The sequence below is a fragment of the Micromonospora sp. NBC_00858 genome, from assembly GCF_045207365.1.
GTDB lineage: Bacteria > Actinomycetota > Actinomycetes > Mycobacteriales > Micromonosporaceae > Micromonospora.
The window spans coordinates 4,961,568-4,988,516 of sequence record NZ_CP108828.1 but is presented as its reverse complement, the minus strand read 5'-3'; the positions used below and the strand labels follow the sequence as shown (position 1 = coordinate 4,988,516).

Annotated in this window: 19 protein-coding genes; 13 read left to right on the top strand and 6 right to left on the bottom strand. The window is 73.3% G+C overall.

Annotated elements, in window-relative coordinates:
• The first annotated feature begins 21 nt into the window (after nucleotides 1–21).
• From OG990_RS23100 to OG990_RS23090, 3 genes are read left to right on the top strand one after another with little or no spacing between them, the layout of a single operon-like run.
• Complete coding sequence (locus OG990_RS23100; protein WP_406077112.1) at nucleotides 22–1,026, top strand: methionine synthase; 1,005 nt, start codon at nucleotides 22–24, stop codon at nucleotides 1,024–1,026.
• Between the two features lie 36 nt (nucleotides 1,027–1,062).
• A complete protein-coding gene (locus OG990_RS23095; RefSeq protein ID WP_406081856.1) occupies nucleotides 1,063–1,428 on the top strand; it encodes a VOC family protein in 366 nt (121 codons plus the stop codon).
• 30 nt (nucleotides 1,429–1,458) lie between these two features.
• Nucleotides 1,459–2,469, top strand: a complete 1,011-nt coding sequence (locus tag OG990_RS23090; protein ID WP_406077111.1) for an ADP-ribosylglycohydrolase family protein — start codon at nucleotides 1,459–1,461, stop codon at nucleotides 2,467–2,469.
• Nucleotides 2,470–2,526: 57 nt separating this feature from the next.
• Here the strand turns inward: OG990_RS23090 and OG990_RS23085 are convergent, their stop codons facing one another.
• Complete coding sequence (locus OG990_RS23085; protein ID WP_406077110.1) at nucleotides 2,527–3,072, bottom strand: type II toxin-antitoxin system PemK/MazF family toxin; 546 nt, start codon at nucleotides 3,070–3,072, stop codon at nucleotides 2,527–2,529.
• A 187-nt stretch (nucleotides 3,073–3,259) separates the two neighbouring features.
• Between OG990_RS23085 and ligA the strand changes: the two genes are divergently transcribed.
• From ligA to OG990_RS23055, 6 genes are all read left to right on the top strand, one after another.
• Nucleotides 3,260–5,395, top strand: a complete 2,136-nt coding sequence (ligA, locus tag OG990_RS23080; RefSeq protein WP_386992799.1) for an NAD-dependent DNA ligase LigA — start codon at nucleotides 3,260–3,262, stop codon at nucleotides 5,393–5,395.
• 158 nt (nucleotides 5,396–5,553) lie between these two features.
• Nucleotides 5,554–8,211: an EAL domain-containing protein gene (locus tag OG990_RS23075; RefSeq protein WP_406077109.1), complete on the top strand. Its 2,658-nt coding sequence runs from the start codon at nucleotides 5,554–5,556 to the stop codon at nucleotides 8,209–8,211.
• Between the two features lie 156 nt (nucleotides 8,212–8,367).
• A complete protein-coding gene (gene gatC / locus OG990_RS23070; RefSeq protein WP_328424332.1) occupies nucleotides 8,368–8,673 on the top strand; it encodes an Asp-tRNA(Asn)/Glu-tRNA(Gln) amidotransferase subunit GatC in 306 nt (101 codons plus the stop codon).
• A complete protein-coding gene (gene gatA, locus OG990_RS23065) occupies nucleotides 8,670–10,145 on the top strand; it encodes an Asp-tRNA(Asn)/Glu-tRNA(Gln) amidotransferase subunit GatA (protein ID WP_355606200.1) in 1,476 nt (491 codons plus the stop codon). The genes gatC and gatA overlap by 4 nt, the downstream gene beginning before the upstream one ends.
• A 13-nt stretch (nucleotides 10,146–10,158) precedes the next feature.
• A complete protein-coding gene (gatB, locus tag OG990_RS23060) occupies nucleotides 10,159–11,658 on the top strand; it encodes an Asp-tRNA(Asn)/Glu-tRNA(Gln) amidotransferase subunit GatB (RefSeq protein ID WP_406077108.1) in 1,500 nt (499 codons plus the stop codon).
• A gap of 142 nt (nucleotides 11,659–11,800) precedes the next feature.
• Complete coding sequence (locus OG990_RS23055; protein ID WP_406077107.1) at nucleotides 11,801–14,158, top strand: transketolase-like TK C-terminal-containing protein; 2,358 nt, start codon at nucleotides 11,801–11,803, stop codon at nucleotides 14,156–14,158.
• A gap of 36 nt (nucleotides 14,159–14,194) precedes the next feature.
• On the opposite strand, the gene OG990_RS23050 is transcribed toward OG990_RS23055, so the two are convergent.
• The 3 genes from OG990_RS23050 to OG990_RS23040 form a co-directional block, all read right to left on the bottom strand.
• On the bottom strand, nucleotides 14,195–15,781 hold the full coding sequence (locus tag OG990_RS23050) for a metallophosphoesterase (RefSeq protein WP_406077106.1): 1,587 nt from the start codon (nucleotides 15,779–15,781) through the stop codon (nucleotides 14,195–14,197).
• A gap of 61 nt (nucleotides 15,782–15,842) precedes the next feature.
• A complete protein-coding gene (locus OG990_RS23045) occupies nucleotides 15,843–17,015 on the bottom strand; it encodes a PQQ-dependent sugar dehydrogenase (protein ID WP_406077105.1) in 1,173 nt (390 codons plus the stop codon).
• Nucleotides 17,016–17,097: 82 nt separating this feature from the next.
• A complete protein-coding gene (locus OG990_RS23040; RefSeq protein ID WP_406077104.1) occupies nucleotides 17,098–18,915 on the bottom strand; it encodes a SpoIIE family protein phosphatase in 1,818 nt (605 codons plus the stop codon).
• Between the two features lie 185 nt (nucleotides 18,916–19,100).
• On the opposite strand from OG990_RS23040, the gene OG990_RS23035 reads away from it, so the two are divergent.
• Nucleotides 19,101–20,027, top strand: a complete 927-nt coding sequence (locus OG990_RS23035) for a 2-hydroxyacid dehydrogenase (RefSeq protein ID WP_328424343.1) — start codon at nucleotides 19,101–19,103, stop codon at nucleotides 20,025–20,027.
• A gap of 9 nt (nucleotides 20,028–20,036) precedes the next feature.
• Here the strand turns inward: OG990_RS23035 and OG990_RS23030 are convergent, their stop codons facing one another.
• Nucleotides 20,037–20,414, bottom strand: a complete 378-nt coding sequence (locus tag OG990_RS23030) for a PH domain-containing protein (RefSeq protein WP_406077103.1) — start codon at nucleotides 20,412–20,414, stop codon at nucleotides 20,037–20,039.
• Between the two features lie 216 nt (nucleotides 20,415–20,630).
• On the opposite strand from OG990_RS23030, the gene OG990_RS23025 reads away from it, so the two are divergent.
• A complete protein-coding gene (locus tag OG990_RS23025; protein WP_406077102.1) occupies nucleotides 20,631–23,114 on the top strand; it encodes an EAL domain-containing protein in 2,484 nt (827 codons plus the stop codon).
• 20 nt (nucleotides 23,115–23,134) lie between these two features.
• Here OG990_RS23025 and OG990_RS23020 read toward each other — a convergent pair whose 3' ends face one another.
• A complete protein-coding gene (locus OG990_RS23020; protein ID WP_328424349.1) occupies nucleotides 23,135–24,154 on the bottom strand; it encodes a LacI family DNA-binding transcriptional regulator in 1,020 nt (339 codons plus the stop codon).
• 384 nt (nucleotides 24,155–24,538) lie between these two features.
• Here OG990_RS23020 and OG990_RS23015 point away from each other — a divergent pair, with 384 nt between their 5' ends.
• Nucleotides 24,539–25,819 carry an extracellular solute-binding protein gene (locus tag OG990_RS23015; protein ID WP_328424351.1) on the top strand — a complete coding sequence of 427 codons (1,281 nt, stop codon included), beginning with the start codon at nucleotides 24,539–24,541 and terminating at the stop codon, nucleotides 25,817–25,819.
• Between the two features lie 84 nt (nucleotides 25,820–25,903).
• Entirely contained in the window at nucleotides 25,904–26,923 is a 1,020-nt protein-coding gene (locus OG990_RS23010) for a carbohydrate ABC transporter permease (RefSeq protein ID WP_386992777.1), read from the top strand.
• Nucleotides 26,924–26,949: the final 26 nt, after the last annotated feature.

The following is a 26,949-nucleotide window of genomic DNA, read 5'->3' as shown; positions in this document are numbered from 1 at the left end:
CGCACCGGATACCCTTCGGCCGTGACAGATCAGGCGTGGCCCTGGCCGGCCGGCGCGGCAACCGGTATCGGTTCGCTGCCCGGCACCGACATCGCCGAGGCCCAGCGGGTGGTCCTCGGCGAGCTTCCGGCGCTGCCCCACCTGCCCGAGCTGCCGGCTCGCGGCCCCGGCGCCGACCTGATCGGTCGTACCGCCGGAATGCTGGTCGAGCTGCCCGTCGAGCTGTACGCGGGCCGTTGGCGGGTCGCCCCGCGCCCAGGCCGTGACCTGCGCCGTGCGCGCGACCTGCTGGAACGCGATCTGGACCAGCTCGCCGAGCAGGCCGAGGAGTACGCCGGCCCGATCAAGGTGCAGGCCGGCGGCCCGCTCACCCTGGCCGCCGCGCTGGAGTTGCCGATCGGCGGCCGGTTGCTGCGTGACCCCGGCGCGGTCCGTGATCTCACCGACTCCCTCGCCGAAGGGCTACGCGTGCACGTCGCGGCGGTCGCCCGGCAACTGCCGCACGCCTCGGTGCTGCTCCAACTGGACGAGCCGTCGCTGCCGACCGTGCTGGCCGGGCGGGTGCCCACCGAGAGCGGGCTGGGCGCGTACCGGGCGGTGGAGTCGGCGGACGCGGCGGCGCTGCTGCGCACGGTCGTCGAAGCGGTCGGCGTGCCGACCGTGGTGCACTGCTGCGCCCCGGACGTGCCGCTGGAGCTGATCCGGTCGACCGGCGCTGCCGCGGTCGCCCTCGACCTGAGCCTGCTCACCGAGCTGGACCCGCTGGGCGAGGCGATAGACACCGGCCTCGGGCTGCTGGCCGGGGCCGCGCCGACGCGGCCGCCGTCGACCGGTCCGGCGCCGACCTCCGCCCAGATCGCCGATCGGGTACGCCAGCTCTGGGACCGCCTCGGCTTCTCCCGTCGACAGCTCGCCGAGCAGGTGGTGGTCACCCCGGCCTGTGGCCTCGCCGGCGCCACCCCGGAGTACGCCCGGACGGTGCTGGCCGCCTGCCGGGACGCCGGCCGGCGCCTCGTCGAGGACTGAGGTTTCCTGTCGTACCTGGTGGGCAGGATGAGCGTCATGGTTGGACAGCTACGTTCAGTGGTGATCGACTGCCCGGATCCGCGGGCGCTGGCCGCGTTCTACGCGGAGCTGCTCGGCATGCCTTTGGCCGAGGGCGACTCCGACGACGAATGGGTGGTGCTGGGCGGCCCGCCCGGGCAGCAGCCCCGGCTGGCGTTCCAGCGGGCGCTCAACCTGCGTCCGCCGGCCTGGCCTGATCCGGAGCGCCCGCAGCAGTTCCACATCGACGTGACAGTGACCGACGTCGAGGCCGCCGAGAAGGCGGCGCTGGCGCTCGGCGCGCGACGGCTGCCGGGTGAGGGCGACGGCTGGCGGGTCTACGCCGATCCGGCCGGCCACCCGTTCTGCCTCTGCTGGAACTGAGCCTGGCGTGGATCACGGCGGCCGGGCATCATGGCCGCCGTGATCCACAACTCTCCGCTGCGCGCCTCGGGGTCGCTCTTCGGTCTCGCCTACGGCGATGCGCTGGGCAAGCCGACCGAATTCCTGACCGTCGCCGAGATCGAGCGACGGTACGGCCCGACCGGTCCGCGGGAGCTGTCCGGCGAGCCGGCGCTGGTCACCGACGACACCCAGATGGCGCTGGCGGTGGGCTGGGCGCTGCACGAGGCGCCGTCGCTCACCCCGGAGGTCGTGGAGCCGCTGCTGCGGCGGCGTTTCCTGGCCTGGGCGATCAGCCCGGACAACAACCGCGCCCCGGGGATGACCTGCCTGCGCGCCTGCGCCGAGCTGGGCCGTGGGCTCCGCTGGCAGGAGGCGACGGTCGCCGGGTCGAAGGGGTGCGGGGCCAACATGAGGGTGACGCCGGTCGGGTTGCTCGACGTGGACCTGGACACGCTGGCCGGGTTGGCCCAGCTACAGGCCGGGTTGACGCACGGCCACCCGACCGGGCTGGCTGCCAGCGAGCTCACCGCGTACGCGGTCTTCGCACTGCGCGGGGGCGCCACGCTCGCCGAGCTTCCCGCGATTCTCATCGACCGGGCGCGCACCCAGCGCCGGGTGTACCGGGAGCAGTGGTTGGGTGACCTCTGGCAGCGCCCCGGGGTCCGTAGCCCGGAGGAGTTCATCGCCCAGGGCTGGGACGAGTGCCTGGCGGTGCTGGGGCGACTGACGACCGCGCTGGGACAACCGGATGATGGCGCTGACCCGTGCCGGGTCACCGGGGATGGCTGGGTGGCCGAGGAGGCGCTGGCCACCGCTCTGCTCTGCGCGGTACGGCACGCCGATGACCCGGTCTCGGCACTGGCCCGGGGTGCGACCACCGCCGGTGACTCCGACTCGATCGCCGCCCTGGCCGGCGCCTTCGTGGGTGCGGCCGCCGGGATGGCCGCCTGGCCACCCGCCTGGGGCGACCGCATCGAGTACGCCGACCAGCTCGCCACGCTCGGCGCGGCCTGGGACTGATCCCGTTCGGCGGCGGGGGCGTGCCCCGCCCCGGGGGATCGCCGGGGCGGGGGACGGTCAGCGGGTGGGCAGGTGGTGCAGGCTGCGGACCCGTCGCCACAGGTCGCCGTCGCAGTTGCCGGCACGATCGGCGAAGGCGGCCGAGCTGATCCGGGCCGGCTCGGTGAGGCTCAGGTAGCTGTCGTGCTCGGCGCCCGGGTCCCAGTCCCGGGTGGGGACACGCACGTGGTCGTCCCGGTCGCTCTTGTCCTGGCTGGTGATCTTCAGGACGTCGGCGCCCCGGGAGTCGGCGCGCAGCACCAGGCACGGCCGGACCTTCGACCCGCTGCCGTCGGCGTACGGCACGTCGGCCCACCAGATCTCGCCCGGGGCCGGCTTGCCGGTCACCCGGTCGGTGTCGCGCGACCGGGGCTTGGTGGCGGGCCGGTCGCCGCCGCGCGGCCGGGGCGGTGTGGTGCGGCGGCCACCGGTACGCGCCGTGGCGCCCCGGCCCGGCCGGGTGCCCGACCGCCGGTTCGCCACCCGGTGCCGCCAGCTGTTCCACGCCCAGCCGGCGGTCAACGCCAGCAGGATCGCCACCGCCCAGAGCAGGGCCTCGGGCATCGGTACCTCCGCCTTCCGGTGGCCCCACCGGCCACCGTCGTCCGGCGATCCTCGCACGCCGTCAATCTTGCCGCCCGTCAACCGCGCGGCCGGTGGGCGCGGGTGGCCGACGGATTGTCTGACCGGCCCGATACCGTGCGGGAGTAGCGTGATCAGGGAGGTCGCAGGCGTGTCCGAAGGTGGCGGTGTGTCCGAGGAGCAGATCGGCCAACAGGTCAGCCCGGCGCAGGAGGCGGCGGCCGGCGCCGAGCCGACGCCGCAGGCGCGGGAGCGGCACGCCACGCTCAGCGGCGAGTTGACCGAGCACCAGTACCGCTACTACGTGCTGGACGCGCCGACCATCGCCGACGCCCAGTTCGACCAGCAGCTGCGCGAGCTGGAGGCGCTGGAGGAGGAGTTCCCAGCGCTGCGCACGCCGGATTCGCCGACCCAACGGGTGGGCGGCACCTTCTCCACCGACTTCACCCCGGTCACCCACGCCGAGCGCATGCTCTCGCTGGACAATGCCTTCGCCGACGAGGAGCTGTCCGCCTGGGCCGAGCGGGTCGAGCGGGATGCCGGCGGCCCGGTGCCCTACCTCTGCGAGCTGAAGGTCGACGGGCTGGCGATCAACCTGACCTACGAGGCCGGCCGGCTCGTTCGGGCGGCCACCCGTGGTGACGGCCGCACCGGCGAGGACGTCACCGCCAACGTGCGCAGCATCCGCGACGTGCCCAGCCAGCTCACCCCGTCCGCCGAATTCCCGGACGTGCCCGAGCTGCTGGAGGTCCGGGGCGAGATCTACTTCCCGATCGCCGCGTTCGCCGACCTCAACGCGGGTCTGGTCGAGCAGGGCAAGGCACCCTTCGCCAACCCGCGCAACGCCGCCGCCGGCAGCCTGCGGCAGAAGGACCCACGGGTCACCGCCTCCCGGCCGCTGCGCCTGGTGGTGCACGGCATCGGCGCCCGTCGCGGGTTCCAGCCGACGGCGCAGTCCGAGTCGTACACCGCGCTGAAGGCGTGGGGGCTGCCGACCAGCGACCGGTGGCGGGTGGTGCCGGATCTGGCCGGTGTGGCGGAATACATCGCCTACTACGCGGAGCACCGGCACGACGTCGAGCACGAGATCGACGGCGTGGTGGTCAAGGTCGACCCGGTCTCCATCCAGGGTCGGCTCGGCTCGACCAGCCGCGCCCCGCGGTGGGCGATCGCCTTCAAGTACCCACCGGAGGAGGTCACCACCAAGCTGCTCGACATCGACGTCAACGTGGGCCGCACCGGGCGGGTCACCCCGTTCGCCGTCCTCGAACCGGTGCGGGTGGCCGGCTCCACCGTCGCACTGGCCACCCTGCACAACGCCCGGGAGGTGGAGCGCAAGGGTGTGCTGATCGGCGACACGGTGGTGCTGCGCAAGGCCGGTGACGTGATTCCCGAGGTGCTCGGCCCGGTGGTCGAGCTGCGCCCGCCCGACGCCCGGCCGTTCGTCATGCCGACCAACTGCCCGGCCTGCGGCACCCCGCTCGCGCCGTCCAAGGAGGGCGACGTCGACATCCGTTGCCCCAACACGCGCAGCTGCCCGTCCCAGCTACGCGAGCGGGTGTTCCACCTCGCCGGCCGCGGCGCGTTCGACATCGAGGTGCTCGGCTACAAGGGTGCCGGGGCGCTCCTGGACGCGGAGATCATCACCGACGAGGGCGACCTCTTCCAGCTCGACGCCGAGCAGCTGTCCCGGTCCCCGTTCTTCGTCAACAAGGACGGCAGCCTCGGCACCAACGCGGTCAAACTGCTCGACAATCTGGCGGTCGCCCGCGAGCGCGACCTGTGGCGGGTGCTGGTGGCGCTCTCCATCCGGCACGTCGGCCCCACCGCGGCCCAGGCGCTCGCCCGGCACTTCCGCTCGATGGAGGCCATCGACGCGGCCAGCGAGGAGGAGCTCTCCTCGGTCGACGGGGTCGGGCCCACCATCGCGGCCAGCATTCGAGAGTGGTTCGCCGTGGACTGGCACCGCGAGGTGGTCCGCAAGTGGGCCGAGGCGGGCGTACGGATGGCCGAGGAGGCTGTCGACGAGGGGCCGCGCCCGTTGGAGGGGCTGACCGTGGTGGTGACCGGCACGCTCGCGGGCTTCTCCCGGGACCAGGCCGCCGAGGCCGTGCAGAGCCGGGGCGGCAAGGTGAGCGGGTCGGTCTCCAAGAAGACGAGCTTCGTCGTGGTGGGAGACAACCCGGGGTCCAAGGCCGACAAGGCGGCCAGCCTCAAGGTGCCGGTGCTCGACGAGGACGGGTTCCGGCTGCTGCTGGACGCGGGTCCGGACGCCGCGCGGGGGGCTGCCCGGCTGGAGGGCTGACCGCCGCCGGCGTCTCGCCGCACCGGCTGGTCGCGCATACCAACTTAATTACGACTACGACCGATTCGTGACTGTCATACCGGGAAACTCGGGGCTGAGGGCGTTTCATTGGGTCACGGCGTGCTCACCGGCACGCCGACCGTCGGTCGGGAGGTGTGATGGAGGTCGCCGACCCGCGCAACTTCGTCCCTCCCGGACGGGTGGCGCCGTTCGCCGGCTTCGTCCTCGGCATCCTGGCGGTCGCCGCGTTGACCGCCGCCGGTCCACTCGCGACACTCCCCGGCGAGCTCTCCCGGCTGCCGGTGGCGTTCTGGACGATGGCCGCGCTCGCCGTGGTCTGCGATGCCCGCCCGTTCGTCCCCCCGGGGCGTCGGCAGTCCTCCGCGGTCTTCCCCTCCACCTGCTTCACCTTCGCGATCCTGCTCGGCTGGGGGCTCGGCCCGGCGGTCGCCGTGCAGGCGGTGGGGGTGGTCGTCTCGGGCTGGCGGATGCGGCACGCCGCGTGGCGGACCGCGTTCAACGTCGGCCAGTACGCCTGCGCTCTCGCCGCCGCGTACGGGGTCATCCAGCTCGGGCCGGGCACCATCTTCTCCGGCGGCCGGTTGCACTGGACCGACGTGGCCGCCGTCGGCGGCGCCACGGTGGCGTGGTTCGTGGTCAACTACGGGCTGGTCAGCTGGGCGGTGCGGCTGCGCTTCGGCGACCGGTGGTGGCCCACCGTCCGGCAGGGCCTCGGCTTCGAACTGCTCTCCACCGGCTCGCTGCTGCTGCTCGCCCCGGTGCTGGTCGCCGCCGCGCGCGTCAGCGCGGCGCTGATCCCGCTGGTGCTGGTGCCGCTTTTCGCCGTGTACCGGATGGCCCGGCTGACCGTCGAGCAGCAGCACCTCGCCGCCGCCGACCCGCTCACCGGGCTGCCCAACCGCAAGGCCCTGCTGACCGAGGTGGCGGAGCAGGTGCACCTGCACGCCGAGCGGACCGCCCGGGGGGAACCGGACGGGCACCTGGCGCTGCTGCTGATCGACCTGGACCGCTTCAAGAACGTCAACGACGCGCTCGGGCACGCCGTGGGCGACCGGTTGCTGGTCGAGGTCAGTGCCCGGCTCACCGACGTGGAGCCTCGGCCGCAGATGATCGCCCGGCTCGGCGGGGACGAGTTCGCCATCGTGATGACCGGGCTGACCGACGCGAGCCAGGCGCGTGACCTGGCCGACCGGGTGGTCGGGGCGCTGGCCGAGCCGGTGCCGTTGGACGGGCTGCCGCTGGACGTGGGTGGTTCGATCGGGATCGCCCTCTTCCCCGAGCACGGCGAGGACTTCGCCACCCTGATGCGCCACGCCGACGTGGCGATGTACGACGCCAAGCACCGCAACGACACGGTGGCGCTCTACGCCCCGGAGTCCGACCACAACTCCGCCGAGCGGCTCGGCCTCCTCGCCGACCTGCGCCGCGTGCTGGAGTCCGGCCCGTCGGCCGACGAGCGATTCGACGCCGAACCAGCGCGACACGGCGAGCTGACGGGACAGGCCGACGGGAACCGTCGGGATTCCGGGCCGGTCGAGCCAGTGGGCCCGGAGCGGGCTGTCGACGTACCCCTCGGGGCGGCGGCGGAGGTGCGCGGCGGGGATGGTGCGGCGCTGCCCGCCGGTGACCTGCCCGCCGAGGCCGCGCCGCACGCGGGCGTGGCACCGGTGATGGCCGCGGCGCGGCGGGTCGGCGGCCGGTGGTGGGTTCGCCGGCGGCGGCCCGACGCCGAGCTGGTGCACGCCGACGAGCTGATCAACCGGATCGCCACCGGAGCCGACCCGATCCGTGGCCGGAACGCCCGCGCCACGGTCGCCGGTACCCGCCCCGGGCCGGCCCGGGACCGGCACTCCGGCGGCGGGCGCGGGCGGCGATCGCCAAACGGCGGTGCGGTGCCCGCCCCCGCGCTGACCGACGGCGGTCCCGGTCCGCGGCGCGACATCGGGCGGGGCGCCCCGGAGCAACCGCTCGCCCCGACCGAGTGGGCGCGCTCCGGTGGTGAGCCGGCCGACGACGCCGGCGAGATCACCATGTACTACCAGCCGCAGATCGCCATCGCGACGGGCGAGGTGGTCGGCGTCGAGGCGCTGCTGCGCTGGCGGCACCCGCGCCGGGGCATGGTCGACCCGGAGGAGCTGATCCGGGTCGCCGAGCAGAGCGCGGTGATGCGGCTGCTCACCCGGCGGGTGGTCGACGACGTGGTGGAGCAGCTCGCCAAGTGGTCGGCGGCTGGCATCGGGCTGCGCGCCGCGTTGAACGTGAGCGTGCGCGACCTGCACACCGGCGAGATCGCCGATCAGATCGCCGACCGGCTGGCCCGCTACGAGGTGCCGGCCGAGCGTCTGCAACTGGAGATCACCGAGGGTGCCCTGATGGCCGACCCGCGTCGGGTGCTGGCCACCATCTCCCGGCTGCACCGGATCGGGGTGGCCATCGCGCTGGACGACTTCGGCACCGGGTATTCCTCCCTGCAACACCTGCGCCGGTTGCCGCTGTCCGAGGTGAAGGTGGACCGCTCGTTCGTGCTCGGCATGGCCGGCGACGCCGACGACGCGGCGATCGTCCGGTCGATGATCGAGCTGGCCGGCGCGCTGGGGCTGCGGGTGGTCGCCGAGGGTGTGGAGGACGAGCGGACCTGGCGGATGCTGCACGCCGCCGGCTGCGACGCCGCGCAGGGCTGGTTCTACGCCCGACCGATGCCCGCCGAGGAGCTGGTCACGTGGCTGGCCCGGTACCGCCCGGTCCGCCCGACCGGCGGCCCGGAGCCGGACAACGGCCTTCGTACCCCCCGCTGACCCGCCCGTCGACGCCGCGCACGGGTCGGCGGAGGGGGAGTCGGGGACGCGGCACCGGAGCGGAACAATAGACTCGCTCCGGTCACCGCGTGTCACGCTCACCCGTCGCGCGGCCGGCACACCGCCCGACCAGCAGGACATCAGAAGGGGGCACGGATGGCCGCCATCTCCCGCGAGGAGGTCGCGCACCTGGCGCGCCTGTCGCGGCTCGCCGTCACCGAGGAGGAGCTGGACACCTTCGCCGGCCAGCTCGACGTGATCCTCCAGGCGGTCGCCCAGGTCGGCGAGGTCGCCGCGGCGGACATCCCGCCGACCTCGCACTCGGTGCCGCTGACCAACATCCTGCGGGAGGACGTGGTCACGCCGTGCCTGACCCCGCAGGAGGCACTGTCGGGTGCGCCGGACGCTGAGGACCAGCGGTTCCGCGTTCCGCGGATTCTGACCGAGGATGTGGCCTCATGAGTGACCTCACCAGAATGACCGCGACGGAGATCGCCGCCCTGGTCGCCGGCGGCGAGACCTCCGCCGTCGAGGTGACCCGGGCACACCTGGACCGGATCGCCGCGGTCGACGACCGGGTGCACGCCTTCCTGCACGTCGACACCGACGGCGCGCTCGCCGCGGCCCGCGCGGTCGACGAGCGCCGGGCCGCCGGCGAGGAGTTGGGCCCGCTGGCCGGGGTGCCGGTCGCGGTGAAGGACGTGCTCGCCACCCGGGGCGTACCGACCACCGTGGGGTCGAAGATCCTGGAGGGTTGGCGCCCACCGTACGACGCCACGATCGTGCAGCGGCTGCGCGCCGCCGGCACGGTGATGCTCGGCAAGACCAACATGGATGAGTTCGCCATGGGCTCCTCCACCGAGTACTCGGCGTACGGCCCCACGCACAACCCGTGGGACCTGAGCCGGATCCCGGGTGGCTCGGGTGGCGGCAGCGCCGCCGCGCTGGCCGCGTACGAGGCGCCGCTGGCGATCGGCTCGGACACCGGCGGCTCGATCCGCCAGCCCGGCGCGGTCACCGGCACCGTCGGTGTGAAGCCCACCTACGGCGGCACCTCCCGCTACGGACTGGTCGCCTTCTCCTCGTCGCTGGACACCCCCGGCCCCTGCGCCCGTACGGTGCTCGACGCGGCCCTGCTGCACCAGGTGATCGGCGGGCACGACCCGCGCGACTCCACCTCGATCCCGCAGCCCGTGCCGGACGTGGTGGCGGCGGCGAAGCTCGGCGCGACCGGCGACCTGACCGGCGTACGGCTCGGCATCGTCAGCGAGTTCGTCGGCGAGGGCGCCGAGCCGGGTGTGATGGCCGCGTTCCGCGAGTCGGTGGACGCGCTGGCGAAGCTGGGTGCGGAGATCGTCGAGGTGTCCTGCCCGACGTTCGCCTACGCGCTGCCGGCGTACTACCTGATCGCGCCGAGCGAGTGCTCCTCCAACCTGGCCCGGTTCGATGGTGTCCGGTTCGGTCTGCGGGTCGGCGACGACGGCAACCGGTCGCTGGAGGAGGTCATGTCGCTGACCCGGGAGGCCGGCTTCGGCCCGGAGGTCAAGCGCCGCATCATGATCGGCACGTACGCCCTGTCGTCGGGTTACTACGACGCGTACTACGGGCAGGCGCAGAAGGTCCGGACGCTGATCACCCGGGACTTCACCGCCGCGTTCGAGCGGGTGGACGCGCTGATCTCGCCGACCACCCCGTCGGTGGCGTTCCCGTTGGGCGCGCGCACCGCCGACCCGTACCAGATGTACCTGGCCGACCTGTTCACCATCCCGACCAACCTGTACGGCGGGCCGGGCATCTCGGTGCCCTGCGGCCTCTCCGAGGGGCTGCCCGTCGGCCTGCAGGTGATGGCCCCGACGATGGCCGACGACCGGATGTACCGGGTCGCCGCCGCGTTGGAGTCCGCGGTCGGCACGTTCACCCCACCGGCACTGTGAGGCAGGAGCCCAGATGACGACGACGCTGCCCGCGTACGACGAGGTCGTCGCGCGCTACGAACCGGTGATCGGCCTGGAGACCCACGTCGAGCTGGGCACGAACACCAAGATGTTCTGCGGCTGCCCGACCGACTTCGGTGGCGAGCCGAACACCCGGGTCTGCCCGGTCTGCCTCGGCCTGCCCGGCTCGCTGCCGGTGGCCAACAAGGCGGCCATCGAGGCGATCATCCGGATCGGCCTGGCGTTGAACTGCTCCATCGCCGAGTGGTGCCGGTTCGCCCGGAAGAACTACTTCTACCCGGACATGCCGAAGAACTTCCAGATCAGCCAGTACGACGAGCCGATCTGCGTCGACGGCTACCTGGACGTCGAGGTCAACGGCGAGACGGTGCGGATCGAGATCGAGCGGGTGCACCTGGAGGAGGACACCGGCAAGACGCTGCACGTCGGTGGTGCCACCGGCCGCATCCACGGCGCGACCGAGTCGCTGGTCGACTACAACCGGGCGGGCATTCCGCTGGTCGAGATCGTCACCAAGCCCATCCCGGGCACCGGCGTGCTCGCCCCCGACGTGGCCCGGGCGTACGTCGCCGAGCTGCGGGACGTGATCCGCACCCTCGGTGTCTCCGACGTGCGGATGGAGGAGGGTTCGCTGCGCTGCGACGTGAACACCTCGCTCAACCTGCCGGGACAGGAGTGGGGCACCCGCACCGAGACCAAGAACGTCAACTCGCTGCGTTCGGTGGAGCGGGCGGTCCGTTCGGAGATGCTCCGGCAGGCCTCGGTGCTGGACGCCGGCGGCCGGATCACCCAGGAGACCCGGCACTTCCACGAGGACACCGGCGACACCACCCCGGGCCGCTCGAAGGAGACCGCCACCGACTACCGGTACTTCCCGGAGCCGGATCTGGTGCCGATCGCCCCGGACCCCGCCTGGGTCGCCGAGCTGAAGGCCGCCCTGCCGGAGCTGCCCCGGGTGCACCGGCGTCGGCTCCAGCAGCAGTGGGGGCTGTCCGACCTGGACATGCAGTCGGTGCTGAACGCCGGCGCGGTCGAGCTGATCGAGGCCACCGTCGCCGCCGGCACCACCCCGGCCGCCGCCCGCAAGTGGTGGCTGGGCGAGCTGTCCCGCCGGGCCAACGAGAGCGGCGTGGAGCTGGCCGACATCGGCGCCACCCCGACCCAGGTCGCCGAGTTGCAGGGCCTGGTGGACGCCGGCAAGCTCAACGACAAGATGGCCCGCGCGGTGCTGGAGGGCGTGGTCGACGGCGAGGGCTCGCCCACCGAGATCATGACCAACCGGGGCCTGGAGGTCGTGTCGGACACCGGCGCGCTCACCGCCGCGGTGGACGAGGCGATCGCCGCCAACCCCGGCATCGCCGACAAGATCCGTAGTGGCAAGGTCGCCGCGGCCGGCGCGCTGGTCGGCGCGGTCATGAAGACCACCCGCGGTCAGGCCGACGCGAAGACCGTCCGTGAGCTGGTCCTGGAGCGCCTCGGCGTCCAGGGCTGACCGTCCGAAAGGGCCCCTTCTCAACGCCTCGTGCACAGGAAGGGGCCCTTCCTGACGTCCCACCCCGCTGGGTCGCCCACTCGGGCGGCGTGATCCGTACCCCTCGCGAGGGCGTCAACGGCGACGCCCGGATGGAGCCACCGTGAACCACCACGACCTCGATGTGCTCGACGAGATCCAGCGGCGGGTGCTCTGGCTCGCCACCCGGATCGTGGACGCCGCCAACCACGACCGGGCCACCGGCGACGGGGTGAAGGTCGGCGGGCACCAGGCGTCCAGCGCCTCCCTGGTCACCGCGATGACCGCGCTCTGGTTCGCCCACCTGGACGCCGAGGACCGGGTTGCGGTCAAGCCGCACGCCTCTCCGGTGTTCCACGCCATCCAGTACCTGCTCGGCAACCTGGACCGCTCGTACCTGCCCCGGCTGCGGGCCCGCGGCGGCCTCCAGTCGTACCCGTCGCGCACCAAGGACCCCGACGAGGTGGACTTCTCCACCGGCTCGGTGGGTCTCGGCGCGGCGGCTCCGCTCTTCGCCGCCGCCACCCGGCGCTACGTCGACGCGCACTTCGGCGCCCGGCCGCACTCCCGGTTCGTGGCGCTGATCGGCGACGCCGAGCTGGACGAGGGCAACATCTGGGAGGCGGTCGCCGACCCGGCCACCACCGGTCTGGGCAACGTCATGTGGCTGGTGGACTTCAACCGGCAGTCGCTGGACCGGGTGGTGCCGGGCATCCGGATCAACCAGTGGCGGGGTCAGTTCGAGGCGGCCGGCTGGCACGTCGTGGAGGTCAAGTACGGCCGTCGGCTCGCCGAGGCGTACGCCCGGCCGGGCGGCGAGGTGCTGCGCGACTGGATCGACGCGATGCCCAACGAGCAGTACCAGTCGCTGTTCGGACTGGCCGGCCCGGCGCTGCGCAAGCAGTTCCTGGACGGTGCGCCGGCTGAGGTGGGTGCCTTCGTGGGAGGCATCGCAGACGAGGAGCTGGGCCCGCTCGTCACCGACCTGGGCGGCCACGACCTGTCCGCGATGCTCGACGCGTACGCCCAGTGCGACGCGGTCACCGACCGGCCCAGCGTCGTCTTCGCGTACACCGTGAAGGGGTGGGGGTTGCCCATCGCCGGCAATCCGCGTAACCACTCGGCGCTGCTCAGCACCGAGCAGGTCGACGTGTTGCGTGCCGCGCAGGGGCTGACCCGGGAGACCGAGTGGGACCGCCTCGACCCGGCGTCACCCGCCGGCATCCGGGCCGGTGCCCGTCGGGAGGCGCTGTTCCGCGCGCCCCGCGAGCGGGCGCTCGGCGTCACCGTCCCGGAGAGCACCGGAGTACGCGCGGCCAAGCCGATCTCCACGCAGGAGGTCTTCGGCCGGGTGCTGGTGGACCTGGCCCGGGACCGGGAGGTCGGCCGCTACCTGGTCACCACGGCGCCGGACGTGGCCACCTCCACCAACCTGGCCGGGTTCATCAACAAGACCGGGGTGTTCGCCCCCACCGAGCAGCGTTCCTGGACCGAGGACCGGATGCTGCGCTGGACCGAGAGCCCGGCGGGGCAGCACATCGAGCTGGGCATCTCGGAGATGAACCTGTTCCTGCTGCTCGGGCAGCTCGGCCTGTCGTGGGACCTGTCCGGGCAGCCTCTGCTGCCGGTGGGTACGGTCTACGACCCGTTCGTGCTGCGCGGCCTGGACGCGTTCCTGTACGGCACCTACTCCGGCTCCCGGTTCGTGGTCGCCGGCACCCCGTCGGGCATCACGCTGGCCCCGGAGGGCGGCGCCCACCAGTCCACGATCACCGCTTCGGTCGGCCTGGAGCTGCCCGGGGTGACCTTCCTCGAACCGGCGTACGCAGCCAGCCTGGACTGGCTGCTCTGCGACGCGCTCGGGCAGATCGCCGGAGGGTCGGCCCCGACCGCGACCGCCGCGCCCACCGAGGACGGCGCGTACTACTTCCGGCTCAGCACCCGACCGCTGGACCAGGCGCCGTTCGAGGCGGCCCGGGCCCGGATTGGTGACGCGGTGCTGCGCCGGCAGGTGGTCGCCGGGGCGTACCGGCTGGTGGACGCGCATCAGGCGTACCCGCACCTGGCCGACGCCCCGGTGGTGCAGCTGGCCGCCTCCGGTGCGGTGCTGCCCGAGGTACTGGCCGCCGCGGCGGAGCTGGCCGACGAGGGCGTCGCCGCGCACGTGGTGGACGTGACCTCGCTGGATCGGCTCTACCGGGCCTGGCAGCGCACCCTGCGCCAGGGCGTACGGACCGCCACGGTGCCCAGCGTGCCGGGCGCGCTGCGGTCCGCGTTCGACGACCGGGTGCCGGTGGTGACCGTGCACGACGCCGCGTCGCACGCCATGGCCTGGCTCGGTTCGGCGCTCGGCGCGCCGGCGGTGCCGCTCGGGGTGGACGAGTTTGGCCAGTCCGGCAGCGTTGCCGAGCTGTACGAGCTGCACGACCTGCTGCCCGGCAGCATCGTCAACGCCGCCCTGGCCGCCCTCGCGCTGCGCTGACGCTCACGTTCCCGACGCTGCCGCCCCGGCCCGCGCTCAGCGGGTCGGGGTGGGGGTGACCGAGGCGGGTGCCCCGGCGGACGGGTTCTCCACCACGTGCCGTTCCAGGTTGACCTGGGCCTGCCCGGTGCCGCCGACGGTGATGTCGTCGTACGCCTGGAGCATCTTCTGCTGGTCGAAGTAGAGCACGGACATCGACAGCGGGGTCGGCTTCTCACCCTCCAGGCCGCGCAGCCCGGCACCGCCGGTGGAGCCCTCCACCATCAGCGTGGTGGGCTGCTGCCCGGGTGCCTGGGGCAGCTTGGAGACCTGCCGGGAGTGGGTGTGCCCGGCCAGCACCAGCGGGCAGGTGCCGGCGAGCGGCCCGGCGGACGCCGGATCGTGCACCAGCGCGATGTTCACCGGCTGCGGTGAGTTGCGCACCGTGCTGGCGAGCTGCTCGCCGGCCCCGATCACCTGGTCGGCCACCTGCTGGGTCAGCCCGCTGCCGGCCGGGGAGGTGTTCTTGTCCGGGGTGAAGCGCGGGTCGCCGATGCCGGCGATGGTCAGCCCGGCGACCGTGGTCGTCGAGTTGTTCAGCACGATCGCGTTCGGTTGGCGGGCCACCGCGGCGCCGGTGCGGCCCGAGTCGTGGTTGCCCCGGATGAACACGTACGGCTTCTTCAGCAGGCCGATCGAGCCGACGAAGGACGCCTCCGGCTCGCTGCCCCAGTCGGTGATGTCACCGGTGTCGATCACCGCGTCGATGCCGAACTGCTCCACCACCGTCCGGATCAGCTGCCAGCCGGTCGGGTTGAGGTGCATGTCGGACACGTGCAGCACCCGGGTGGTGCCGGGCGCCGGCTCGTACACCGGCAGCGCCGACACGGTCGTGTAGAGCTGGCTGACGTTGCCGACGATGCGTTGCAACTGCTCGGCGTACTTGGTGTAGTCGTTGGCGATGCGGCGGGCGTCGCCCACGATGGCCGGGGCGTTGACCAGCAGCCCCTCGTAGCGCGGCTCCTCGATCGCCTGTGGGCGCAGGGTGGCCGCCGCCGTGCCGAGGCTGCCGGCGGTGACGAGCAGCGCCAGCCCGCCCGCCCAGGCGGTCCGCCGCACATCGCGGAAGATCAGCCCGGCGAGGATCAGGGTGACCAGCACCACCGAGGCGAGGGTCCGCAGGCCGAGCCGCATCACCCCGGACCGGACGTCCTCGACGGCGCTCTGGCTGGCCCGGCTGATGCTGGCCGGGTCGTCGAGCAGCGCCTCGGTGCGTCCCTGGTCCAGCGCGCCCAGCCGCACGGTGAGATGTGTCGGCCCGTCGTGGCTGTTCAGCAGCAGCGCACCGAGCGGAGGCACGTCGACTGTGGTGCCGCCGTCGCTGGCAGGGGTGAGGGTGAGGCTGGCCCGGAACGGCCCGATGTCGGTGTCCACCCGGCCGCCGGCCAGCACCCCGAGCACCGCCCCGGCCAGGGCCACGGCGAGCACGGCGAGGATCACCCCGGTGCGGCGCAGTGCACCGAGCCGGCCAGCCCGCAGGCCGGCCGACCGCTGCGGCTCGCCATCAGTCACCGACTCGCCACCGGTCACCGGGTCGTCCCGGTCTCCGGCGTCGTCGTGCTGCTCGTCGCGCTGCCCGTCCATGCTGAGATTCTGACCTGCCCGTCTGAGGATCTTGGCAAACCTGCACGGATGGTGACGAAGGTCAGCTGCGACCGCCGTCGCCGCCAGCGAAGACCACCCGCAGGAGCCGGTCGTCGTCGGCCGCCGGGTTACCCCGCCCGTCGTGGTTGGAGGTGCTCACCCAGAGCGACCCGTCCGGCGCGGCGGCCACCGCGCGCAGCCGGCCGTACCGGTTGGTGAGCAGCTCACTGGGCTGACCGAGCAGCGTGCCCATGTCGGTCAGCTCCATCACCCAGAGCCGCTTGCCGCGCAGGCAGCCGGTGACCAGCAGCCGATCCGCGGCGGCCAGCCCGGAGCAGGACGCGTCCGAGGTCGCCCACTGGGTGATCGGGTCGCTGTACCGCTTGTCGCCGGCCCGCCCCTCGACCTGCGGCCAGCCGTAGTTGCCGCCCTTGGTGATCTGGTTGATCTCGTCCCAGGTGTTCTGGCCGAACTCCACGGCGTACATCCGCTTGGCGGCGTCCCAGGTGAAGCCCTGCACGTTGCGGTGCCCCAGCGACCAGACCGGGGAGCCGGGGTACGGATTGCCCGCGGCGGGCTTCCCGTCCGGGGTGATCCGCAGGATCTTGCCGCCGAGGCTCTTCACGTCCTGGGCGGCGGGGCGCTCACCGGCGTCACCCGTGCTGGCGTAGAGCTGCCCGTCCGGGCCGAAGCCCAGCCCACCGCCGTTGTGCACGTTGGCCTTGGGGATGCCGGTGAGGATCGGGGTGGGCTGCCCACCGAGCTGCAGCCGGACGACCCGGTTGTCCTGCTCGGTCGTGTAGTAGACGAAGACCGTGCGGTCCTTGTCGTAGCCGGGGGAGACGGTGATGCCGAGCAGGCCGCCCTCGCCCGCCGCCGCCACGTCGGTGATCGTCTGCACCACCCGGACCCGCAGCCCGTCCGGCCCGGACTCGGGACCGACCTGGAGAATCCGGCCGCTGTCCCGCTCGGTGACCAGCGCGCCGCCGTCCGGCAGGAAGGCGATCGCCCAGGGCACCCGCAGCCCCTTGGCGAGCACCGTCGCCACCGCCTGCTGGCCGGCGCCGCCGGGGCTCGCCGGCGCCGACGGGGTCGGCAGGTTGGGCGGCTCACCGGCCGGGTCCGGCTCCGGCTCGCCGAAGCTGCAACCGGCGGCGAACAGCAGCGCCGCGCAGGACGCCGCGAGGGCCGCCCGGAGGCGGCGGGTGCGAGAGTACGAGGGACGGGCGCTCACCCGGCCCAGGGTATCCCGCCGGACGGCCCGGCCGGGCCCGACAGGACACGGCGGATGCCGGCGGTGCTCCGGGGTGGACCGTTCAGCGTGCCCGCACGGCCAGCAGCGCGGTGTCGTCCTCGCGGTGCCGGGTCGAGGCGAGCAGCAGGTCGCACAGCTCGTCGAGGGGCAACGTGTCGGTGCCGGTCAGCCGGTCCAGCAGCTCGGCGAGCCCCTCGTCGATGGACCGGTCCCGCCGCTCGATCAGCCCGTCGGTGTAGAGCAGCAGGGTGTCGCCGGTGGCCAGGCTGGTCGACTGGCTGGTCCGCCGCACCGGCCGGGCCAGGCCGAGCAGCGCTTCCGGCGGCGCTTCGAGGACCTCCACCGCGCCGCCGGCACGGACCAGCAGGGCCGGCGGGTGCCCGGCGTTGGACCAGGTCATCTCCCAGCCACCGGACCGTTGGGGACAGATCCGGACCAGCGTCGCGGTGGCCGCGATCGGCAGCCGCAGGCCGCGGATCGCGCCGTCCAGGTGGGTCATCAGCTCCCCGACCGCGTCCTGCCGGCCGAACGCGTTGCCGCGCACCAGGTTGCGCAGCTGGCCCATGGTCGCCGCCGCCTCGATGTCGTGCCCGGCCACGTCCCCGATCGCCGCGATCAGGTCCCCATCGGGCTGGACGAAGGCGTCGTACCAGTCACCGCCCACCTCCACCCGGTCGGCCGCCGGCTGGTAGCGGGCCGCCAGCTCCAGCTCGGGTACGACCGGCAGCTGCGGCAGCATGCTGTGTTGCAGCACCTCGGCGACGTGCCGCTGCTCGCCGTACATCGAGCTGTTGCCGATTGCCTGCCCGGCGCGGCGGCCGATGTCCACCGCGGTGAGCAGGTCGCGGTCGTCGAACTGCTGGCGCTGGGCGTCATTGACCAGGGTGATCGCGCCGAGCACCGTGCCGCCGGCGGCACGGACCGGCACGCAGAGGTAGGAGGCGATGCCCAGGCGGCCGGCGATCGACGCCATTTCCGGATCCGTCGTGCCACGTGCCACGTCGGCCAGCGACGCCACGCCGCCGAGCCGGGGCCGGCCGGTCCGCAGCACCGCCCGGATGGCCGAATCCGCGCTCAGCCCGGTGCGCAGCAGCTCGGCGAAGCGGTCGACGTCCGCAGTCCGGGCGGGGTCCCGGTGTACCGCGACCACCTCGCGGGGCAGGCCGGTCGGCCCGACCAGGGTGAGCAGGCACCAGTCGGCGAGCAGCGGCACCATGGTGTCGGCGAGCCGGCGCAGCGCGGTGCCCACGTCCAGCGTGCCGGCCAGCGTCTCGCTCAGGCCGGCGAGCAGTTCCAGTCGCTCGTGCGCCCGCACGACCCGCCGACGTGCCTCCTGCGCCCCGTCCAGTGCGATCCGCAGTCGCAGCTCCGACGAGCAGGCGGCGGCCAGGTCGGCCAGCGTCCGCAGCTGCCCGGCGGTCCAGGCCCGCGGCTTGCTGTCGATGGCGCAGAGCGAGCCGAGCACCCGGCCGGAGAGGTCGGTCAGCGGCATCCCGGCGTACGCGACCACGCCGAGGTCTTCGATGGCCAGGTTGTCCCGCACGCGGGGGTAGAGCCGGGCGTCCGGCAGCACCATCGGCACCTCGATGTCCACCACGTGCTGGCAGAACGAGTGGCTCAGCGGGGTCTGCCGGCGCTCCGCCCAGGGCTCCGGCAGCCCGACCGCGCCGGGGAAGAACTGCCGCTCGGCGGAGACCAGGGAGACCAGCGCGACGGGTACGTCCAGCAGGTCGCTGACCAGGCGGGCGAACCGGTCGAACGCCTCGTCCGGGGCGGCGTCCAGCCCGGTGTCGGCGAGCGCCCGCAGCCGTGCCGGGTCGCCGAGCGCCAGGGGTGGTGCGATCGAACGCCGGGGGCGGGCGGGGGAGCCGTCGGTCATGAGCACCTGTCTGCCGGGGCGGAGGCCGACCGGCGCTCCGACCATCCGTTATACCTGGTTCGCGCCGCGGCCGAACGTCGGTGTGCCGAGTCTCGCCCGGGCCGACTCGGCGCGCCATCCCCCGGGACGCCGGTTCGCCGCCGTGCCCGCACCGGCCGCCGGTGCGGGGGCTATCGTCGGCGGACGTGAAGGTATGGATTCCGCACCAGGCCGGCCTGAACCTCGTCGGCGAGCTGCCCCCGAACGTGACGGTGGAAGTCGTCGAGCACGCCGAGCGGCTGCCCTCAGCGGTGGCCGGCGTGCGGTTCTGGGTACCGCCGTTCCTGGCCGGCTCGGACGCGACCGCGCTGCTGCACGAGCTGCCCGATCTGGCGGTGGTGCAACTGCTCTCCGCCGGTGCGGACGCCTGGGCGGGTCGGACGCCGACGGGTGTCACGCTCTGCGACGCCCGGGGAGTGCACGATCCGTCCACGGCCGAGTGGGTCGTCACGGCGATCCTGACCCAGCTACGGGCGTTCCCGGCCTTCGTCCGGGCGCAGGCCGACCGGCGGTGGGCATTTGGCGACGTCGCCCCGACCGACGAGCTCACCGGCAAGAGGGTGCTCATCGTCGGGGCCGGTTCGATCGGCACCGCGGTACGGGACCGGCTCGCCCCGTTCGAGGTGAGCTTCACCCTGGTGGCCCGGACCGCCCGGCCCGAGCAGGGGGTGCACGGCGTCGAGGAGCTGCCCAGGCTGCTGCCGGAGGCCGACGTCGTGGTGGTGCTGGTGCCGCTCACGGACCAGACGCGCGGCCTGATCGACAAGGAGTTCCTGACCGCGATGCCGGACGGTGCGTTGCTGGTCAACGCGGCCCGGGGGCCGGTGGCCCGTACCGAGGCGCTCGTCGCCGAGCTGGGCACCGGCCGGATCTCGGCGGCGCTCGACGTCACCGACCCGGAGCCACTGCCCGCCGATTCTCCGCTGTGGACGATGCCGAACGTGCTGCTCACTCCGCACGTGGCCGGGTCGGTGCGAGGGCTGCTGCCGCGCGCCTACCGGCTGGTCGGCGATCAGGTGCGGCGCTTCGCCGCCGGCCAGCCGCTGATCAACACGGTGGTCGACGGCTACTGACCGCGTGGCTCAGCCGGCCGCGCCGGGCAGCGTCTGGCCGGTTGCCGAGACCAGCCGGGGCAGGTCCGAGCCGCGTACCGCCGGTAGGACGACCTGCTGGCCGTCGTCGAGCCGGGCGACCGCCCGCCCGCGCGGGTCGGTGGCCAGCTCGACGACCCGGTCCCAGCCGATCCGGCGCTGCCCCGCCAGTGCGCGCAGGCGCAGCTCCCGGTCGTCGGCGTCGGTGCCGGCCCGCCAGGCCCACACGCCGACGGCGAGCGGGACGAGCAGCACCGGCAGCAGGTACGCCCGGGCGTTGGCCAGCGGCAGGGCGCCGATGAAAGCGATGATCGCGGCGGCCAGGATGCCTTGGTTGTACCGGAAGCGGATCGTGTTGGGCGTACTCACCCTCCGATGATCCCACCCCCGGCTGGTCCGGCTCGCGGCGGGCGGTGCCGGGCCGCCCGGCACGCCGTACAGTGACACGGGTCACTGCCTCCTTTCGGTGGCCGGCGCGTAACCGATTTGACCGCCGGTCGTTCTCGACTGGTGGGCAGCGGACCCGCAACGTCCGATGTCCCGCACCGCCGCACCGCCCCGTGCCCCCTCACGAAGGCGACCGCCGTGCTCCTCGCGTACCCGTTCCGCGTCCTCGTCCCCCGCCGGGCGGCGCCGGAGGCCGCCGTGTCCACGGCGGTGACGCTGCTCGTCCTCGCCGGCGCCGCTGGCCTGGCCCCGACGTCGGTGGTGATCGCACTGGCCGGCGGTGCGGGCGCAACGCTCGCCGGGGTGCGGCTCTCCCGGCTGGCCACCCGGCGCTCCGCCGATCCGTCGCCCGCCGATCTGTCGCACCCCGCCTCGTCGCACCCCGATCTGTCGCACCCCGATTCTTCGCCGCGTGCGGCGGCGGTGCTGCTCGACGCGGCGGTGGTGGCAGCCGGTGTCAGCGCCGCCGTGTTGCCGCTGGCCGACAGCGGGCATCGGGCCGCCGCGCTGGTCGGGTCGCTGGTCGTGGCGGCCCTGTCCGCGGCCGGGCTGCGCCGACTCGTCGGCCGGACGCGGTCACCGAACCAGGCCCGGTTGCGGTTGCTGATCGAGGCGACCGGCCCGGCCATCGGGCTGGCCCTCGCCGGCTGGTTGCTGCTGCCCCGCGACACGCTGCCGGTGCCGGCCCGGATGGCCGCCGCGCTGGTGCTCGGCGGGCTTGGCATGGCGGCGCTCAGTGCGTTCAACGGCCCGTACCGACGCGCGGCCGGCGCGATCTGCCGGGGTGGGGTCCTGCTCACCCTGGTCGGATTGGTGCTGTTGACGGCCCTGCCGCCCGTGACGGCCGGTCGGGCGGCCCTGCTGGCCGTGCCACCGCTGGTGCTCGGGATGCTGCTCACCGCGCTCGGTGCGGGCGACGCGGTGGCGCAGGGCGAAGCGGTGACTTCGGGCGACGCGGTGGCGGCGGGCCACGCGGTGGCCACGGGCGACGCGGCGGCGGTGGGTCGGGTCGCCCCGGCCTGGCCCCGGGCAGTGCTTCCGGCGGCGGTGCTGCTGCTGGCGGGGAGCCTGCACCTGGGCGCGGGCCGGGCGCCGGATCGGACGAGCGTGCTGCTGGCCCTGGCGGCGGTGCCGCCACTGGTGCTGCGCGAGCTGCTGCGCGCCGGTGACGCGGCCTCCCCTGAGCGGCGTGCCGCACACCGCCGGCGTAGCGGTCGGGCGGTCCGGCACCGCCGTGCGGCTCAGCAGCGCTGGCTCGGCACGTCGGAGCACCCAGGTACGACTGCTGTCGGGTCGGCCATCTCGTACGGTGTCGGCTCGACCTGGCCGCCCGACGACGGCGCGACCTGGTCGGCGTTCGGCCGTCGGTCCGTTCTGTCCGGTGGGGGCGGTCCGGGGGACCGCGCGGCCCTGCTGGACGCCCTCGCCGCGATCGGCGACGTGCCGGTGCCGGTCGGCGCGCTGCTGCTGGTGGACCTGCACAGCGCTGACGCGATCGGGCCGACGGGCCGCGAGGACGTGGTTGTCGAGGCGGTCCGCCGGGCCCGCGCGATCATCGCGCCCGGTGACCTGGTCGTCGGGTGCACGGGCGCCGGCTTCGCCGTGGTCACCTCCGCCGGCCCGGTGGTGGCGTACGCGCTGGGCACCCGGCTGCTGACCGTGCTCACCCCGCCCTACCAGCTGGCCGGGTCGGTGCTGCGGGTGCAGGCGAGCATCGGGCTGGCCGAGGTGAGTGGCGCCGGGCCGGCGGACGTGCTCCGCCAGGCCGAGCTGGCCCGGCGGCGGGCCGTGCAGCTGGGCCGGGACCGGGTCGAGTGGTACGACGCGTTCCTGGAGGAGCAGCTGGTCCGCCGGCTCGATCTGGAACGTGAGCTGCCCGGTGCGGTGGCGCGTGGCGAGCTGGACCTGGTCTACCAGCCGGTGCTCGACCTGGCGAGCCGGCAGCCGGTGGGCGCCGAGGCGTTGTTGCGCTGGCGCAGCCCGGTGCTCGGCACGGTGCTCCCGACCGAGTTGCTGCCGGTCGCCGAGGACCTGGACCTGGTCGGCGAGCTGGAGTGGTGGGTCCTGGACCGGGCCTGCCGGCAGTTGGCCGACTGGTCGGCGGGCAGTCGGGAGCTGTGGATGGCGGTCAACGTCACCACCCGGGAGCTGACCACCCCCGACTTCGTGCAGCGCGCCGCCGCCGTGCTGGCCGCGTACGGGGTGTCGCCGGAGCGGCTGGTGGTGGAGGTGGCCGAGCCGAGGGTCGCCGCCGACCTGTCGACCGTGGTGGCCCGATTGGCCGGCCTGCGGTCGCTGGGAGTCCGCACCGCCCTGGACGACTTCCGGGCCGAGCACGCCTCGCTGGCCCAGCTCCGCCGGCTGCCGATCGACCTGCTCAAGGTGGGCCCGGAGCTGGTGGGCGCGCGGCCGGACGGGCAGCCGCCGCTGATCGACGTGGTGGTCAACGTCGGCGAGCGGCTGGGGGTGGAGATCGTCGCCGAGGAGCTGGAGTCACCGGCCCAGGTCGAGGGGGCGCACCGGGCCGGCTGCCGGTACGGGCAGGGCTTCGCGCTGGCCCGCCCGGCGACCGCCGAGCGGGTCGAGGCGTACTTCGAGGAGTTTCCCTCGACGTCCCGCTGACCGCCCCTGGGTGAACCGGTTCACCTGTCCCGGGGCGGTGCGGTGCTGCCGCGCGGGGTGAGGTGCGGGGTCTCGTCCTGCACCCGGGTCGCCGGCTGTCCGGCGATGACGGCGAGCAGTTGCCGGGCGGCGTGCGCGCCGTACGCCGGGATGTCCCGGCCCAGCGCGGTCAGCGGCGGGTGCACCAGCCGGCAGAGCGGCGAGTCGTCCCAGGCCACGATGGACAGGTCACCCGGCACGGTGAGCCCCATCTCCTGGGCGACGGAGAGCCCGGCGATGGCCATCACGTCGTTGTCGTAGATGACCGCGGTGGGCCGCTGGGCGGAGCTGAGCAGCCGGCGGGTGGCCCGTCCGCCCTCCTCGCCGGTGTAGTCGGACCAGACGGTGACCGCGTCGACCAGGCCGAGCCGCTGGCACACCGCCGCGAAGGCCTCGGTGCGGATCTCGGTGTGCCGCAGGTCGGGCAGGCCGCCGACCCGGGCGATCCGCCGGTGCCCGAGCGCGACCAGGTACTCCACCGCCTCGGTCAGGGCGGCCGCGTCGTCGGACCAGAGGCTGGCCAGGTCGCCGGTGCCGCCCGGCCCGCCGATCACCACCGCCGGCAGTTGGAGCTGCTCCAGTGCGGGGATGCGGCGGTCGTCGGTGCGCAGGTCGCAGACGAGCACGCCGTCGACCCGCCGCTCGCCCCACCAGCGTCGGTAGACCGCGATCTCGGCATCGTGGTCGGCCACCACCTGGAGGGTCAGGGCGTACGAGCGGGCGGAGAGTTCGGCCTCGACGCCGCTGATCAGCTCCATGAAGAACGGCTCGATGCCCAGTATCCGGGCGGGCCGGCACAGGGCCAGGCCGACGGCCTCGGCGGTGGCGGCGGAGAGGGCCCGGGCGGCGCTGCTCGGGCTGAACCCGATCTCGGCGGCGATGGCCAGGATGCGCTGCCGGGTGGCCTCGGAGACGCCGGGCTGCCCGTTCAGCGCGTACGACACGGCGCCCTTGGACACCCCGGCGCGTCGGGCGACGTCGGCGATGGTCGGCCGCTTCACCGGCGTGCTCCTCCACTCTCCGGCCACGGGGGCCGGATCTTCTGACTGCCGCGGCAAGCCGGCGGCCTCAACCTAGCGCAACCGGTGTCGGTGGCTGCCAACCGACCGTCCACGGTAGACCTCGGCCACCGGGCGCGGCGTACTTGCCCGGTTCAGCGTACCGGTGCGTCCTCGGTTCGGGCGTGCCGGCCGGTACGTGGAGCTGCGGCAGCAAGCGCTACACCACGCCTGTTCGCGCTCCCATGGGCTTTTACCTGGACCGCTCGTGCACCACGTTAACGAGCCGTTGACACTCCTGGAACCGGCCCGTACGGTGGCCTAACTTATCCGGTTCAGTCAACGTCTCTCGATGTCGGGAGCGTTCCCACTTGTTCGGAGGATGCCATGAAACGCTCCTGGACCCGGTGGGCCCGCGCGGTCACCGTGGGCACGGTCGGTCTCGCCCTGGTCGCCGCGTGCAGCGGCAAGAGCGGGCAGGATTCCGGCGCGACGGACGGGCAGGTCACCCTGAAAATCAACTTCTGGGGTGACTTCGGCCTCCAGGACCTCAAGACGAAGTACGAGGCGGCCAACCCGAACGTCAAGATCCAGCTGAACTCGGGGGAGTACAACGCCCAGCACGAGGACCTGCAGAAGAAGCTGGTCGCCGGCTCCGGCGCGGCGGACATCGCCGCCATCGACGAGGGCTTCATGGTGCAGTTCCGCAGCCAGTCGGACAAGTTCGTCAACCTGCTCGACAAGGGCGCCGGCTCGTACGAGAGCAAGTACCTGGCCTGGAAGTGGAAGCAGTCGCTCTCCGCCGACGGCAAGACCCAGATCGGCCTCGGCACCGACACCGGCGGCCTGGCCATGTGCTACCGCACCGATCTGTTCAAGGCCGCCGGGCTGCCCACCGAGCGCGACCAGGTCTCGGCCCTCTGGCCCACCTGGGACAGGTTCATCGAGGTCGGCCAGCAGTACACCGGCAAGACCAACAAGAAGTTCATCGACGCCGGCAGCAACCTGTTCAACCCGATCCTCGGCCAGCAGCAGGTCGGCTTCTACAACGAGCAGGACCAGCTCCAGATGGAGCAGGGCCCGAAGGTGGCCTTCGACTACACCATCAAGGCGATCCAGGCCGGTCTCTCCGCCAACCTGGCCAGCTTCCAGGCCGACTGGGACAAGGGCTTCACCAGCGGCTCCTTCGCCGTGCTCGCCTGCCCGGCCTGGATGCTCGGGCACATCAAGGACACCGCCCCCGGCACCCAGGGCAAGTGGGACATCGCCGCCGTGCCCGGTGGCGGCGGCAACTGGGGCGGTTCCTTCCTGACCATCCCCAAGCAGAGCAAGCACGTCGACGAGGCGTACAAGCTGCTGGAGTGGCTGGTCCAACCGGAGCAGCAGATCGAGATCTTCAAGAAGGTCGGCAACCTGCCGTCGCAGCCCGCCCTCTACAGCGACCCGGCCATCGCCGACTTCAAGAACCCGTTCTTCACCGACGCACCGGTCGGCCAGATCTTCCCGAAGATGGCGCAGGGCCTGACCCCGCAGTACCTGGGCAAGAAGAACGGCCCGACCCGGGTGGCCGTGGAGAACGTGCTGATCCGGGTGCAGAACAAGACCCTCAAGCCCGAGGCCGCCTGGGCCGAGGCGGTCAAGGAAGCCGAGAAGGCCAGCACCTCCTGAGCCCGCTGGGCGGGGGCGGGCCGGACCCGGGCCGCCCCCGCGCCATCCGCGCGTACCCCGTCTCTTCGGCCCTGGAGTGTCCCGATGTCCACCACCCGCGCCGCGCCCGCGTCGTCGGGCCGCCGTGCCGCCGCCGGGCGGCACGGTCACGGCACCGACCCGGACCACCGCCGGCCCAGCTGGCGCGACCGGCTGTACCGGTTCGACATGCGCTACATGCCGTACGTGTTGATCGCGCCGTTCTTCCTGATCTTCCTGGTCTTCGGCCTGTTCCCGCTGATCTTCAACGGCGTCATCGCCCTGCGGAACTACCGGCTGGACGATCCGACGCTCACCGGGTGGGCCGGTCTGGCCAACTTCCGCCAGCTCTTCGGCGACGACGACTTCTGGAACGCGCTCTACAACACATTCGGCATCTTCCTGCTCTCCTCGGTGCCACAGCTGCTGCTCGCGCTGATCGTGGCGTCGTTGCTCAACCGCCGGCTCCGGGCGCAGACCTGGTGGCGGGTGGGCGTGCTACTGCCGTACGTCACCCCGATCGTCGCCTCGACCATGGTGTTCAGCGTCTTCTTCTCCCGCGACTTCGGGATGGCCAACTGGGTGCTCGGCCTGTTCGGCATCGGCGACGGTGACCCGATCAACTGGCGGGCCGACAAGCTGCACGCCTGGATCGCCATCGCCACGATGGTCAACTGGAAGTGGATCGGCTACAACGCGCTGCTCTACCTGGCCGCCATGCAGTCCATCCCGCGCGACGTCTACGAGGCCGCCGCGGTCGACGGGGCCGGCCCGTGGCGTCAGCTCTGGCGGATCACCGTGCCGATGATCCAGCCGGTGATCGTGTTCACCGTCATCCTCTCCACCATCGGTGGGTTCCAGCTCTTCATCGAGCCGATGCTCTTCGACCTCAACGCCCAGGCCGCCACCGGCGGACCCAACGGTGAGTGGCAGACCATCGCGCAGCTGATCTACAAGGTCGGCTGGAAGGACCTCAACCTCGGCTACGCGGCCGCGATGAGCTGGGCGCTCTTCCTGATCATCCTGGTCGTCGCCGGGATCAACACGCTGCTGACCAACCGACTCTCCGGAGGGCGATCCAGGTGAGCGCCGTCGACACCACACCGCCCCGG